The 14,303-nt window shown below is 57.4% G+C and carries 14 protein-coding genes; 9 read left to right on the top strand and 5 right to left on the bottom strand.

Annotated elements, in window-relative coordinates; translation table 11 throughout:
* Positions 1-14: 14 nt before the first annotated feature.
* Positions 15-914 carry a DUF3515 domain-containing protein gene (locus MHK05_RS06675; RefSeq protein WP_239205610.1) on the bottom strand — a complete coding sequence of 300 codons (900 nt, stop codon included), beginning with the start codon at positions 912-914 and terminating at the stop codon, positions 15-17.
* Here MHK05_RS06675 and MHK05_RS06670 point away from each other — a divergent pair.
* From MHK05_RS06670 to MHK05_RS06635, 8 genes are read left to right on the top strand one after another with little or no spacing between them, the layout of a single operon-like run.
* Entirely contained in the window at positions 862-1,899 is a 1,038-nt protein-coding gene (locus tag MHK05_RS06670; RefSeq protein ID WP_086588490.1) for a thiamine-phosphate kinase, read from the top strand. The genes MHK05_RS06675 and MHK05_RS06670 overlap by 53 nt on opposite strands.
* Before the next feature lie 2 nt (positions 1,900-1,901).
* Complete coding sequence (locus tag MHK05_RS06665) at positions 1,902-2,540, top strand: uracil-DNA glycosylase (RefSeq protein ID WP_023021673.1); 639 nt, start codon at positions 1,902-1,904, stop codon at positions 2,538-2,540.
* A gap of 10 nt (positions 2,541-2,550) precedes the next feature.
* The gene (locus MHK05_RS06660) at positions 2,551-3,894 is read left to right on the top strand and encodes a DAK2 domain-containing protein (protein ID WP_239205608.1); all 1,344 of its coding nucleotides are present in this window, start codon (positions 2,551-2,553) and stop codon (positions 3,892-3,894) included.
* Positions 3,895-3,896: 2 nt separating this feature from the next.
* A complete protein-coding gene (locus tag MHK05_RS06655) occupies positions 3,897-6,029 on the top strand; it encodes an ATP-dependent DNA helicase RecG (RefSeq protein WP_239205606.1) in 2,133 nt (710 codons plus the stop codon).
* A 19-nt stretch (positions 6,030-6,048) separates the two neighbouring features.
* Positions 6,049-6,261 carry an acetyl-CoA carboxylase biotin carboxyl carrier protein subunit gene (locus MHK05_RS06650; protein WP_239205604.1) on the top strand — a complete coding sequence of 71 codons (213 nt, stop codon included), beginning with the start codon at positions 6,049-6,051 and terminating at the stop codon, positions 6,259-6,261.
* Positions 6,262-6,843, top strand: a complete 582-nt coding sequence (rsmD, locus tag MHK05_RS06645) for a 16S rRNA (guanine(966)-N(2))-methyltransferase RsmD (protein ID WP_023021669.1) — start codon at positions 6,262-6,264, stop codon at positions 6,841-6,843.
* Between the two features lie 29 nt (positions 6,844-6,872).
* Positions 6,873-7,346: a pantetheine-phosphate adenylyltransferase gene (gene coaD / locus MHK05_RS06640; protein ID WP_023021668.1), complete on the top strand. Its 474-nt coding sequence runs from the start codon at positions 6,873-6,875 to the stop codon at positions 7,344-7,346.
* Positions 7,343-8,086: a sulfite exporter TauE/SafE family protein gene (locus MHK05_RS06635; RefSeq protein ID WP_023021667.1), complete on the top strand. Its 744-nt coding sequence runs from the start codon at positions 7,343-7,345 to the stop codon at positions 8,084-8,086. Before coaD ends, MHK05_RS06635 begins: the two co-directional genes overlap by 4 nt.
* Positions 8,087-8,170: 84 nt before the next feature.
* Here the strand turns inward: MHK05_RS06635 and MHK05_RS06630 are convergent, their stop codons facing one another.
* Genes MHK05_RS06630 through MHK05_RS06615 form a run of 4 tightly spaced genes read right to left on the bottom strand, consistent with a single transcriptional unit; the run spans position 8,171 to position 11,604 of the window.
* A complete protein-coding gene (locus tag MHK05_RS06630; protein ID WP_275436463.1) occupies positions 8,171-8,935 on the bottom strand; it encodes an amino acid ABC transporter ATP-binding protein in 765 nt (254 codons plus the stop codon).
* Positions 8,935-9,888, bottom strand: coding sequence for an amino acid ABC transporter permease (locus tag MHK05_RS06625; protein WP_023021665.1), 954 nt, complete (start codon positions 9,886-9,888; stop codon positions 8,935-8,937). Before MHK05_RS06625 ends, MHK05_RS06630 begins: the two co-directional genes overlap by 1 nt.
* Positions 9,881-10,768 carry an ABC transporter substrate-binding protein gene (locus MHK05_RS06620; protein ID WP_023021664.1) on the bottom strand — a complete coding sequence of 296 codons (888 nt, stop codon included), beginning with the start codon at positions 10,766-10,768 and terminating at the stop codon, positions 9,881-9,883. The genes MHK05_RS06625 and MHK05_RS06620 overlap by 8 nt, the downstream gene beginning before the upstream one ends.
* Positions 10,768-11,604: a DUF368 domain-containing protein gene (locus MHK05_RS06615; RefSeq protein ID WP_034656484.1), complete on the bottom strand. Its 837-nt coding sequence runs from the start codon at positions 11,602-11,604 to the stop codon at positions 10,768-10,770. The genes MHK05_RS06620 and MHK05_RS06615 overlap by 1 nt, the downstream gene beginning before the upstream one ends.
* 443 nt (positions 11,605-12,047) lie before the next feature.
* On the opposite strand from MHK05_RS06615, the gene MHK05_RS06610 reads away from it, so the two are divergent.
* Positions 12,048-14,279, top strand: coding sequence for a LamG-like jellyroll fold domain-containing protein (locus MHK05_RS06610; RefSeq protein ID WP_239205602.1), 2,232 nt, complete (start codon positions 12,048-12,050; stop codon positions 14,277-14,279).
* The last annotated feature ends 24 nt before the right edge of the window (positions 14,280-14,303 follow it).

Below are 14,303 nucleotides of genomic sequence, written 5' to 3'. Positions count from 1 at the left end.
GGACGGAGTACTTTCTACTTTTCAGCGGTGTGCTTGGCAAGCACACCGCCAATCTCCACCAGTGCCGCTTGCGCGGCATCCTGTGGGGCGTGCAGTGCTAGGTAGTTGTCGCGGCCCAGGGCGAACCACGTGCCGGCTGTGGTGCCATGGGCCAAGGTGGTGTCCTCGAACCACGGAATCTCGTTGACTTGCTGCAGCTTGACCCCAGCACGATAGTTTTCGGGCTTGGCCACACCGCAACGGGCCACGATGTCTTCGCGGCCATCGGCGCTCCACACAAAGGTATTCTTCTCCGCAACCTCGCGGCGGTGGTAGCCTTCGGCCACCGAATCAGGCAGGGACTTTTCTATATCGGCGCACCTTTGGTCATCGCCCGCCTTGAGCTCCTTGAGCGGAGCCTTATGAGCGGGGGCAGGCTTTTCTTTGAGTGCTGAGAGGGCGTCGTTAAGCTCGCCCGGCTCGGCGTCGGTGGGGGCAGTAACGGCGACGATAGGGAAGCGCTGCGCCGCATACCAGGTGGTTAGGTTGGATCCCGGCGTGGCATCGCGCACCTTGTACCACTTTTCTCCCTCTAGGTCTTGGGTCTGGGCATACTCGGTGTACTGGAAAGGCATGTCCACGCCGCAGCGCACGGTGACCTTATCCTCAGAGTTAGCTGCCCACGCAGCGACACCGGAGGGCACAGGCTCGGCAATGTCTGCGCGCGGCTTATCCATGACCTTATCCGGCAGGGCGTCGATAAAGCTATGGCAGGCTTGTGAATCTGCTTCCTTGGATTCCACGGGGGAGACCGCCACGGGTGCTTTGGCGATGTTGTTGAATACGTACTTTGCGCCGAAGAGGACCGCCAGAACCATCACTATGGACAACCCAAGTGAAATGAAGATCGCGGTGCGGTTAAATTGGGATGTCATAAGGGCTCATAGTATCGAAAGGACGCTGGTGAACTTAACTCAGACTCTCGCAGAGGTGGGAGAACGCAACGCCATTCGGGAAATTACCTCTGTGGCCTCGAGCAGGCTCAACGGAGATGACGCGGCGGTATTGCCTAGCGCACCACCGAATTCCCGCACCGTGGCAGCCACGGATTTGATGGTGGAGGGGCGTCATTTCCTGCGCGAGTGGTCTACCCCGCGCGAGATTGGTAAGAAAGCTATCTTGCGCAACTTCGCCGATGTTGAAGCCATGGGGGCGCGACCTGTTGCTGCCCTTTTAGCCATCGCCGCGCCAGGTGATACCCCAGTGTCCTTCGTGCGGGGCATCGCTGAGGGCATTGCGGAGCATAGCTCTTTCTATAATGCCGAGTTGGTGGGCGGTGACCTCACGAAGTCTGATCTTTTGGTCATCAACATTTCGGCCGTGGGTTTCCTCGGCGGCAGCCTTCCTGCCCTGACCTTGGACGGTGCGCGGGCAGGCCAGCACGTGGTAGCGCATGGCAAGATTGGCCACTCGGCCGCCGGCTTGGCCTTGTTAGAGCGCTTCGGCCGACAGCTCCCCGCTGGGTACGAGCACCTCCAGCCGCTTATTGACGCCCATTGCGCACCCTGGCTCAATCCTGGCCGCGGTGTCATTGCCCGCGCCGCTGGGGTTACCGCCATGACGGATAACTCCGACGGCTTGATCCAAGACTGCACCACGATGTCTGAACACTCTTGCGTGCATATGGATTTGGATCCGCAGGCTTTGCAGCCGGAAGATTTGCTGTGCCAGGCCGCAGACCTTGTGGACCGTGACCCGTGGGAATGGGTGCTAAGCGGCGGTGAAGACCACACATTAATAGGCACGACCGCGAAAGACACCCCCTCCGGATTCCGGAAAATTGGCACCGTAACTCGGGGCTGCGGGGTTACGGTGGGAGGAAAGACACCGAGCTATCAGAAAGGCTGGCGAAGCTTTTAAATATGCACCCCACCTATCACCCTTCATGGGAGCCGGTGCTGGCGCCGGTAATAGAAGAGCAATGGCCACGGATTTCTCACGCCCTTGAGGGCCAGGAATATCTGCCCCCAGCTGAGGATGTTTGTCGCGCGCTGCGCATGCCACTGGATGAGGTCCGTGTGCTCATCGTGGGCCAAGACCCGTATCCCACCCCAGGGCATGCCATGGGCATGGCCTTTTCTACTCGCCCCGGCGTGAAGCCCCCGCGTTCTTTGGTCAATATTTACCGTGAACTTCACGATGATGTGGGGATCAACGGCCGAGAGGACGGCGATTTGAGTGCTTGGGCTGACCAAGGCGTATTGCTACTTAACAGGGTGCTGACCGTAGCCCCAGGCCAAGCAGGCTCGCACCGTCGCATCGGATGGGAAGAAATCACCGAGGCTGCCATCCGCGCGCTCAACCGCAGCCCCATGGTGGCGATCCTCTGGGGCCGCGATGCGCAAGCGTGTGAGCGCTTTCTTCCCGACGTCCCGTGCATCAAGTCTCCACACCCCTCACCGCTTTCTGCCAGCCGTGGCTTTTTCGGTTCTAGGCCCTTTTCCCGGGCAAACGCCCTTTTGCGGGACCAAGGCGCGCAGGAAATAGACTGGCGCTTGTAAACTATTGCGCATGTCATATCCCAGCACGCTGGATTCCTGCGGTCTGCGCAATTGGGCTACCCGCGCCGTGGGGGAATTAGCCCATCGCCGCGAGGAAATTAACGCCCTCAATGTGTTTCCCGTACCGGATTCGGATACTGGTTCAAATATGGCGCACACCATGGAAGCAGCGGTTGCGGAGCTCGACAAAGGTGACGATGTAGCTGATTCCCTCGCGCGTGGGGCGGTGCGTGGGGCACGCGGAAATTCGGGCATGGTGTTGTCTCAGGTTCTGCGCGGCGTAGCGGAGTCCACGGTGGACTCAGTTATTGACGGCTCCGTTTTTGCCCGTTCTTTGCAGCAGGCCGTGGAGTTGGTGGACCTAGCCATCGCCGAGCCAGTGGAAGGCACGGTTATTACGGTTTTGCGTGCAGCAGCGGAAGCCGCCGACGACTCCGCGGCGCGTCCTGGCGCGACCTTGCACGGCATCGTCAGCGGCGCAATCTCGGCCGCTCGGACTGCTCTAGAGCGCACCCCATCGCAATTGCCAGCCCTGCAGGAGGCTGGAGTAGTGGATGCTGGCGGAGCCGGCCTCGTGATTCTCTTAGAGTCCCTTCTCGCGGAGATTGAGGGCTCTACTGGGCATGCAGGTCTACCCGCCCCAGAAGAGGTCACCGTGCTGGAAGTGGTCTTTTTCTATGAAGGAGATATCGACGCGCTGCAGGCGGCAATTGCACCGATGGGAGATAGCTTGGTCATTGCTCGCGCTACCGAGGACAGCGCTAATGTGCATATCCACTCTCCGCAGGCGGGCGCCGTCATTGAAACCGCCTTTGCTAAAGGAAAGGTGACCAACTTGCACCTTGAGGTGCTGCCGGCTCCCACCGAACCCGCCGCCGAAGAATCAGTTGCTCGCCGAGTATACGCAGCCGCGCCGGCCGGGCCTATTACCGATCTTTTGGAATCTGCGGGCGTTACCGTTGTGCCACCGGAGAAACCCATTGCGGCCGAAGATGAGGACATTGTCCTAGTTACGGGGCTGAGTTCGCAGACTGGTGCCGGGCGAGTAGTGCCTGCACAGTCGCTAGTTGCTGCCTTGGCCGCTATCTCTGTCAATGAACCTAATAACCCAGATACGGGTGCTGTGGTCGCTGCTATGCGCGATGCAGCCAATTCCATGCGCGTAGCTCATCCCAGCCAGGAAACCCTTGCGTCAATCAGCGCCACCTGTCGCGATCTCTTGGCAGAAGGCGGGGAGCAGGTCACCATCTTAAGTGCCCTTGACGTAGATGAGGAGGATTTGGGCCAACAGCTACATGTGGATGTGGTGGCGCTTAACGTTCCGGATATTGCAACCGAAATCGGAGTGGAGTAGCAATGCTCGGCTGGCAGGACAACCGACCGTTGACGGAGGTTCTTGCGGCGAAAGACGCCGCGAAGATTACCAAGGCGTTGGGGTATGAGACCTGCGGTGAGCTTTTGGCTCACTATCCGCGAGACTATATTCGCCACAACAAGGACGTTGGCCTAGGAGACGCTGCGGAGGGCGATATCGTCACCGTTACCGGGACTATTACCGGCTTCAACCGGCATGACAGGGGCAAGACCACCATCATCAATGTGCAGCTCGATGACAGCATTATGGCGACTTTTTTCAATGCCAATTACGTCATGCGCATGCTGAATCGCGGACAGCGCGTCATGATGAGCGGCAAGCTCAAATTCTTCCGCAACCAACCGCAGCTGCAACAGCCAGACTTTGTGGAAATCGATGCGTTCGGCCGTCCCGATGGTGAAGTGGATGGCTACCGCCAGCCGGCGGCCGAATCTGGAAAGAAGAATCGGCCCAAGGCCACCGGCTCATTGCGGAACCTCTCACAGTTTGGGAGGCTCGACCAGCTCCTTTTGGAACGAGAATGGATCCCGGTGTACCCAGCCACGTCCAAGGTGACCTCCTGGTACATCATGGGGGCTATTCACTACGTCCTATCAAAGACCCCGCCCATCGAAGAGCCACTGGATTATCAAATGATAATCAGCCTGGATAAAGCGGTGCGGGAAATTCACGAGCCTGGTAAGGCAGGGCCTTATCGTGCTATCCAAAGGCTTAAATATAACGAGGCTTTGTCAATTGGCTTGGTGATGGCATTGCGCCAGCGCGATGCGGAAGCTCGAACCGCTCCGACCATGCCGGAAACCTTAGGCGGCTTCCGCGAAGAACTGCTAAGCCATTTGCCTTTCGAGCTCACCCAAGGGCAGCGGCGTGTTATCAGTGAGATTGAAGATGACCTAGCCCGCCCATTGCCCATGATGCGTTTGCTGCAAGGCGAGGTCGGCTCGGGCAAAACCATGGTGGCTACCTGCGCTATGCTGCAGGCTGTTGACGCAGGAACTCAAGCGGCGTTGCTAGCGCCTACTGAGGTGCTGGCTTCCCAGCACGCTGCCTCCATCGGAACCGCAGTTCCTGAAGGCGTCACGGTGGTACTTCTCACCGGCTCGATGCGCACTGCGGATAAACGGCAGGCATTGCTGGATATCGTTTCCGGAGATGCGGACATCATTATTGGAACCCATGCCATCATCCAAGACACAGTGGAGTTCTTCAACCTTGGACTAGTGGTAGTAGATGAGCAGCACCGGTTCGGCGTAGAGCAGCGCGATAGCCTGAGACTGAAGGCTAACGAGGGACTAAGTCCCCACGTACTGGTGATGACGGCTACGCCGATTCCTCGCACCATCGCGATGACCGTCTTCGGCGACCTTGCCGTATCGACCCTTACTGAGCTGCCTGGTGGCCGCAAACCTATTCAGTCAGCGGTGGTAGCTGAGTGGCGCCCTACCTGGGTATTACGCGCCCTCGAGCGGATTCGCGAGGAAGTGGCCCACGGCCACCAAGCCTATATCGTCTGCCCGCGCATTGAGGGAAAAGGCGGAGTGCTAGAGCTTGCGGAGCAGCTAGAAAACGGGCCGTTTAAGGGGCTGCGCATAGCAATCTTGCATGGAAAGATGCCTAATAAAGACGAGGTTATGACGTCATTTGCTAGGGGAGAAATCGATGTCTTGGTCTCTACCACGGTCATCGAGGTGGGTGTGGATGTTCCCAATGCCACGGTGATGCTCATCCGTGAGGCCGAGCATTTCGGCGTCTCCCAGTTGCACCAGCTGCGTGGGCGTGTGGGACGAGGCGGCAATGCCTCTATCTGTCTTCTGCACACTATGGCAGGCGATAACACTCCGTCCTTCCGCCGCATCAATCAGATTGCCCAAACCTCGTCCGGATTTGAGCTGGCCGAGCTCGACTTGCGTCAGCGCCAAGAGGGAGACATTTTGGGCACCATGCAGTCCGGAACACACCGTACGCTGCGGCTATTAAATCTGGCGGATGACCAAGACATTGTGGAACGCACCCATACGGATGCCCGCGCAATGGTGATGCGCAATCCCGAGTTGGCCGAGGAACTCACGCGCAACTTGAGTGAAAGCGAACAGGAATACTTGGAGAAGAACTAAGACAGGTTAACCTAGAAGCATGAACGTCCTTGCCCCCTTTGCAGGCATCTTCCGCTGCCAGGTGAATGGGGGAGGCACCGTTGGTATCGGCGTCGCGCCCGCGATCGTCGACGCCACGGAACTAGTTGCTTCCGTAGCGAGCCCAAGACTAAGCAAGGCATACCGCATTGTGGTCGCTGGCTTGAGGGACGTGGTAGCCGGAGACCTTTTGATGGAGATTGGAGAAAAATAAATGACGCGCATTATTGCCGGCGAGGCCCGCGGCCGCACCATTAAGGTGCCCACCGAAGGAACCCGGCCTACTGCAGACCGTGCCCGTGAAGGGCTTTTTTCATCCCTCGCGGCACGTTGGGGCTTTGCCGGTTCTTCGGTTCTTGACCTATTTGCTGGTTCCGGCGCACTAGGCCTTGAGGCAGCTAGCCGTGGAGCAGAAGAAATTGTACTAGTGGAATCTTCGGCGGATGCGGTGAAGATCATTCGGCATAACATGGGCGTCGTCAAGCACCCCGGCGTGCGCGTGCAAGAGATGAAGGTAGGCACCTACCTGGGAAGTGCCCCGCGGCGGCACTTCGATCTGGTGTTGGCGGACCCGCCCTATGCTTTTGATGAGGTAGATGAGCTCATCGCCGCTATTGAACCGGTGCTCTGCGATCACGCCATGGTAGTCATTGAGCGCCACGTTGATTCCGCGGCAACTGCGTGGCCTGCAGGTTTTGAGCCCACTGGTCAGAAACTGAAGAAGCGTACCTTTGGCATCGCGCGCATGGATATGGCGGTCTATACCCGCCCTGGCAGCGAGGAACCCGAAGACTAAACCCCTGAAGAAAAGGAAGCGACAAAAGCATGACTAAGGCCGTGTGCCCAGGATCATTCGACCCCGTGACCTTAGGTCACGTCGACATCATTAACCGCGCTAAGCAAATGTTTGATGAGGTCACCGTATTGGTAACCGGTAATCCTGACAAACCCTCCGGGCTCTTTAGCGTGGATGAGCGTATGGAACTAATTCGCCAGAGCGTGGATTCTTCCATCAAGGTGGACTACTGCTCTGGGCTTTTGGTGGACTACACCACTGAGCATGGGGTGGATGTTTTGGTGAAAGGGCTGCGCAGCTCCCTAGATTATGAATATGAGCTGCCTATGGCGCAGATGAATCGGCGCCTTTCCGGCATTGATACCGTCTTTCTGCTCACGGACGAAAAATACGGCTATATCAGTTCCTCACTGTGTAAGCAGGTGGCGAAGTTTGGCGGGGACGTGACCGGCATGTTTCCTGAAGCCGTAGGCCGTGCGGTAAAGGAGAAATACCGAAAGTGAGCCTAGCACTGGTCATTTTTCTCGTTGTGGTCGTAGGCTCGACCCTCCAGCGAGTATCTGGAATGGGCCTCGGTCTCATCGGCGGTCCTATTCTCATGCTGATTATGGGGCCGGTAGAAGGAATCTTGGTCATCAACGTTTTAGCCTGCATTAATGCGGTGCTGACCACTTATTCCGTGCGCGAGAATGTCAGCTGGAAGAAATTTGGACTCATAGCCCCGGTCATGGTGATTGGTTCCTTGGCCGCGGCGCTGCTCATTAGGCGCATGGATACAGCAGGTCTTATGGTCGTTGTGGGCCTTGCGCTTTTGGCCGCGCTGACGGTAGTGACCTTTGGCAAGAAGTTTGTCCCGGCAATGGAAGGCAAAGGCCCAGCGATTTCCGCGGGCATCCTCGGCGGCTTTACCAATACCTTGGCCGGTGTGGCAGGCCCAGTTATTACCGTCTACGCGCAAGCGGCAAAGTGGCCTCAGCAAGTGTACGCAGCTACGCTGCAACCCATTTTTGTCGTAGGCGGATTTTTTTCTGTCATGACAAAGACGCTTACGGGGGCGGCACACTTTGATGGTTTGCCCTGGGTAATGTGGCCCGCCGGAGTTATGGGAATGTTCGTCGGGATTTGGGCCGGCACCCGCATCGCGCAGCGTGTGCCCCGGGAGAAAGCCCGCGTGCTCTCGCTTAGTGTTGCCGGACTGGGCGCAGCGAGCGCATTGGTTCGCGGCCTGGTGAGCCTCGGTTAAACACCTCCACCATGAACAAGGCCCGTCGCCTCTGCAGAGACAGAAGCTGACGGGTCTTTGCACAGTCAATCATGTGCTATGGGCTTAGAGTAGATTGGCCAAAAAGTCCTTGGTACGTGGCTGTTGCGGATTATCCAGCACTTCAGCGGGGCTACCAGACTCGATGACCACGCCGCCGTCCATGAAGAAGACTTTATCTGCCACCTCGCGGGCAAAACCCATCTCATGGGTGACTACGAGCATGGTCATGCCCTCGGCCGCGAGATCCTTCATTACGTGTAGTACTTCGCCGACAAGCTCTGGGTCAAGGGCTGACGTGGGTTCGTCGAAAAGCATGAGCTTAGGATCCATGGCTACCGCACGAGCGATGGCAACGCGCTGCTGCTGGCCGCCGGAGAGCTGTACGGGGTAATTATTGGCCTTGGAGGCTAAGCCAACATCCTCGAGCAACTCCATGGCGCGGGCGCGGGCGGTTTCCTCTGGGATTTTCTTCACCTGCACCGGTGCCTCAATGATGTTTTCAATCACCGTTCGGTGGGGGAAGAGATTGAAGGATTGAAAGACCATGCCGATATCGGAGCGCTGCTCGGCGGCTTCCTTTTCGCTGATCTCATAGAGGGTGCCGTTTTTCTCGCGGTAGCCAATCAGCTCGCCGTCGACGTATAAGCGCCCGGCCGTTGCTTTGTCCAAGTGGTTAACGCAGCGCAGGAAGGTAGACTTGCCGGACCCCGAAGGTCCTAAAAGGCAGGCCACCTCGCCGGCTTGGACCTCGAGGTTAATGCCTTTGAGGACTTCAAGCTGCCCGAAGGACTTGTGGACGTTCTGGGCAGAAATCATGGGAGTAGCCATTATTTTTGAGCCTCCGAAATCACGGATACGTTGCGGGGAATGGTTCCTTCAGCATCTGCAAGAGCAGCTAGCTGGCGGCCGGTGAGTTCGCGGGTTGCACCGCGCTCAAAGCGGCGCTCCAAGAAGTACTGACCCACCATAAGTAGGGAAGTAACCACGAGGTACCAAGAAGCCGCGACTAATAGTAGCGGGATGGGCTGGAAAAGGGCGGCGGAAATATCCGTGGTACGGCCGAAGATTTCCTCTGTATAAGGAATGGCCACCACGAGGGAAGAGGTCTTGAGCAAGGAAATAAACTCATTGCCCGTAGGGGGAATGATAATGCGCATGGCCTGCGGAAGGACGGTTCGGCGCATGGTCATCCACCACGACATGCCGAGTGCCTTGGAGGCCTCCTTTTGGCCCTCTGGAACGGAAGTGATGCCCGAGCGCACAATCTCAGCCATATAGGCCGCTTCATTAAGTCCTAGGCCCATCACCGCAAGGAAGAAGGCGTTGGTGAGGATGGTCTGCAAAGACACCTCGGTAAAGCCTAGGTTGATGGACTGGTAGATGGCAGAGAGCAGACCCCAAAACACCAGCTGGACATAAATCGGCGTGCCACGGAATACCCAGAGGAAAATCCAGGAGACGGCGCGCAGCACCGGGTTAGGTGACATGCGCATGACCGCAAGCACGGCACCACCGATAACGCCGATGATCATCGACAAAATAGTGATGGCGATGGTGTGCAGGGAAGCGAGCGCGATGCGCTTATCAAAGAGGTACTGGAAATAGGTTCCCCAGCCAAAAGCCTCGTTGCGGGCGGAGGCAATGATGAACCACACTCCCAGCACGATGAGTAGACCAGCGAAGACCCAGCGCCATGGATGGCGCAGCGGGCGGGCCTCGATCTGCGCGGGTTCTTCTTTAGGCTTGGCCGTAGCCGGCGTCGCCGCATTCTCATTAACCATTGATCGGCCTTTCATTAATCATTGCCTGGTCTATTAATCCATCCTCGATGCCCCAGCGGGACAAAATTTCTGCATACTCGCCGGTTTCGATGAGGTGCTGCAGCGCTGCGGCCGATGCCTTGCCCAAATCGGAATCTTTAGGAACTGCGAAGCCATACGGCGAGGCTTGGAACATATCGCCTACCTGCTGCATTTTTCCCTCAGAGCGATTGACCGCCCACGCTGTGACCGGGGAGTCCGCAGACAGGGCATCCGCGCGCCCCATCAGGACGGCCAGCGCGGCGTTATCCCCGGTGTCATAAGACAAGACGGTGAGATCGCCATTACAAGCTTCTTGCTTAGGGCGAACATCATCGGTTTCGGAGACCGTTGTGCGCTGCACTGCGACTGTCAATCCGCAGGGGTTATCGGGGTCGACCTTCCTAGGCCCGTCCACGCGCTCGGCCCACTGGATACCGGCGTAGAGGTGGTCTACAAAGTCGAATTCATTCCGGCGGTCTGGGTTATCCGTAAAACCGGAGACACCCATATCGATCTGGCCCGATTGCACGGCCGGCAAGATCATGGAGAAGTCCTGCTCCAAGGGCTGGAAGTCGAGGCCCAAGACACCTGCTACAGCGCGGGCTAGGTCAAGCTCGACGCCTTGGAGGGCTCCGTGGGAATCCTTAAGCTGAAATGGCGCGTAGGGCGGGTTAGTGCCAGCGGTGAGGACGCCATCATTGTCGTCATACATGGCGGCAATCTCCGGTACTACAGAGGTGTGGGGTTCTTCCCAGCCCTCTGGAGTGGAATCTTCCTCGTTGGTGACGCAAGCGCTTAAACCCAAAGTTGGGATAAGGACCGCGGCAATTGTAGCGCGGCGAGAAAACGTGCGCGGCATTATTTCTGCGCCGTCCTTTCATCTATGGCGCGTGCTTTCTTCAGGTCAATGAAAATGAACGCGGAAACGATAAGAGCGCCGATGATGAACATGCCGATGATAATGCCGCTGGAGGCATCCTGGTCAGCTCCCCACGGCCACAGTGCACGCAAAGAACCGAGCATGAAACCTGCCATGGCCATCAGCGTAGGGGCTCGGTGATGATCCAGTAAGAAGTTCAAGACCTTGATAAACGCGGCGAGGCCGCACAAGGCACCCAGCGCAAAGACGGCTATGGTGCCAAGGTCTCGATCCGATACAGCGCCGATGATGGGTTGGTAGAGCCCCATGGTCAACAAGATGAGCGAGCCGGAAATGCCCGGCAGGATGAGTGCGCACACAGCAATGGCGGCGGCAAAGAAGACCACGATAAGGCTGGGGTTCTCATGCGGCTCGGAAGTAAAGCCGGTGATAAAGAAGATGGCAATAGTGGCGATCACAAACGCAATGATGGAAGAAGGGCGCAACCGCTCCTGCTTGGACAGCATAGACAGTGGTACGAAAATAGACACGGCAACCATGCCCAAAAATAGTGCCCCGGACGCGGATACGTGATTTTCCACGAAGTTAGATAGCACGGTGGACATTGCGAAGACTGCGATAAACATGCCGACTGCTACGGAGACAAGGAAGCTCCACTCGACTCTCTTGAAGCGACCAGAGATGAGGTCATTGGCATTGTGGACTGCGCGTTCATAAATACCCACGATGAGCGCCACGGTGCCACCGGAGATTCCGGGCACAAGTTCGGCCATGCCGATGAGGGCACCGCGGATAGCGTTCAAAATGTATTGCATAAATTTAAAATCTACCTGGGAGAGGGCTGGAGTGGCGGGCGACTGGCCTAGGCGGGCGGGGAGAAAGTGCTTCCCGGTGGTGGCCATGTGGACCGCTGTTAATAGTGATGCATATCTTTCATTGAAAGGCGATTGGTTATCCGCCACGGAAAGGGACGTGATTTCTCTAACCGTAGAGGTGAAACAATCATTGAGGCGAATCCTCGTTCATGAATATTCTGTCAGAATAATACACTTAAGTGCAACTATGCAGTTTGGGGCATGGTAGGCGCGGCCTCCTGCAGTCAGGGCTGTTCTATATGGAAGAAACTAAAAGTTTCCCATTATTCAGTCTGGTGTTTACGTAGGCGTCAACTAACTGAAAGATTGACTGCCTACTATTTCCTGCGTATTCCCGTCTTTCTCCCGTGCAAACATTCCTTTTCAGTGACCAAGGACTCTCTATGAAGAATCGTTTTGTCCTGCCCGCGGTGACTGTCACCGCGGTGGTGGGAAACCTCATTTTTGTGCCGGCAGCAAGTGCTGCGGAGGGGGCGCCCGAGGGGGCGTCGCCAAGCGAAGGCTCTCGTTTTAGCATCGGTGTACTGCCGGATACCCAGTTCTATTCGCGCTATTCCACCCCAGAGACCGGCAACCTGGCCCAAGCTCGCTACGGCAGCGAACCCTACTTGGCGCAAACCCAATGGTTAGTGGACCATCAAGACGAGTTGAACATGGACTTCGTCACTCACCTGGGTGATGTTGTAGACCAGTGGAACGTGGAGGGCGAATGGCAGGTAGCTGATAAGGCCATGCAGGTCCTCGACGATTCGGACTTGAACTATTCGATCCTGCCAGGCAACCACGATATGGATGTGGAAGGTGCGGCAGCCCACCCGTATGACAAGTGGTTTAGCGCCGACCGCGCTAAGGCCGCCAACCCGGAGACTTTTCAAGAGCGCTACACCGCGGTCAATAATGATTCCGAGGCACATATCTTTGAAGCTGAAGGCCAGAAATATCTCAATCTAGCCCTGGGCTGGCGCGCTGATGAGAAGGCTATTGCCTGGGCGCAAGGCATCATTGATAAGCATCCAGACCTTCCGGTCATTGTGACCACTCATGAGGCGCTCAATATCGATGGTGAAGGAAACGTCTTCTATTCCGATGACTATGGCAAGGGATTGTGGGATAAGTTCATCAAGAGCAATGATCAGATCTTTCTCGTGATGGGCGGCCACCACCACGGTGCCGGATACCGCGTGGACAAGAACGATGCCGGACATGACGTCGTTTCCATCTTGCAGGACTATCAGATGGCCTACCAGGGTGGCAATGGCTTATTGGGCGTGCTCGAGTTTGACCTTACGGGCAAGCAGCTGGAGATGACCGCGCTTTCGCCGTGGGTGGCGCAAAAGCCGCATGAGGAGCTCACGCAGTTCGATAAGCTCACCTTGGATGATAAGGGCGATAGCTATAGCATTCCGTTCGATTTTGAACAGCGTTTTTCCTCTTTCGCGCCAGAATTCACCGTGGGTGAGGGGCACCAGCCGGACTTAGCGCAGCGCGCCCGCGACATCGCCGCTGAGGGCTATAGGCCCTACACCATTGCGGAGGACGAGCTTCCTAAGGGTGCGGACGATTTTGCCACAAACGACCACACGGTATTCCACTGGCGCCCGGGCGAAGCGCGGGACAAGGATGGGCATGCGCTTGTCGATGGCGCCCCTGCCGGCCGTGGCACCACCATCCCCGATATTGCCAGCGATTCTGGCAGCGACCTGCATCGCGCTGGCGCCATGCTCGGAGACAGGGTGACCTATAGCACCGACCATCACCCGTTGTCCTCTGATGCCGGCTCCCTCTTCTGGTCTGACCCTGCCGGCAAAGTTGGCAATGCCGAGTTCCGTACCGATAAGGGCGCGGCTGCCAATAGCGTCGATACCACCAAGGGATATACCTTCGAATCCTTTGTCAAGATTCCGGAGGATTTCAACGGCGCACAGCATGGTTGGGGAAGTGCGCTCAGCCGTGACTCTGCCATCAATAAACTGGTAGACGGCTCCGAGGACACGGACCCAACCGTCATGTTCGGTATCTCTAACCTCCGCGAGCTGCGCTGGTGGGCGGAGCCGAAGCAGGGAAGCGGCTCTACCGTGTGGTCCCACGAGGTTCCCAAAGACGAGTGGATGCATATCGCCGTGGTCAATGATCCCGAACGCGATAGCGTCGAAATGTTCATCAACGGCGCGCCCATCCTGCGCAATGCCGTAGGCGCCGAGGGACTCCTCCCGCGCGACCTGCAGTGGGTCATGGGTGGTGGCTTTGACAACCAGCGCCCACAAGACCCGTGGTATGGCTGGATCGGCGAGACCCGCCTGACTCAGGGCGTCCTGGGCAAGGACCAGTGGCTTACCGCCCGTGCACACAACGATGGCAAGCCGGCCGATACCGCGCAACCTGCCACGGATGGCTCCGCGTTGAGCTCTAGTACGAGTTCGAAGCCTGCCATCTTAGGAGCAATCCTTGGTATCGCAGGGGTGGCTGGCCTCATTGGACTAGCACTGCCGCAACTGAAGGCTTCCATCCCGCAGATTAACGCGCTCCTGCGTAAGTATCACCTCCCGACTCTGCCCGAGTTGGGCTCTAAAGCACTGGGTAGAGGGATTTTGCAGTATCAGGCTTTAAAGCTTTAGCTGCACCAAAGCGCTTAGGTTCTT

The organism is Corynebacterium nasorum, from assembly GCF_022347325.1.
GTDB classification, from domain to species: domain Bacteria; phylum Actinomycetota; class Actinomycetes; order Mycobacteriales; family Mycobacteriaceae; genus Corynebacterium; species Corynebacterium kefirresidentii.
The sequence above is the reverse complement of the archived record's forward strand: the minus strand, read 5'-3'. Positions and strand labels throughout refer to the sequence as shown.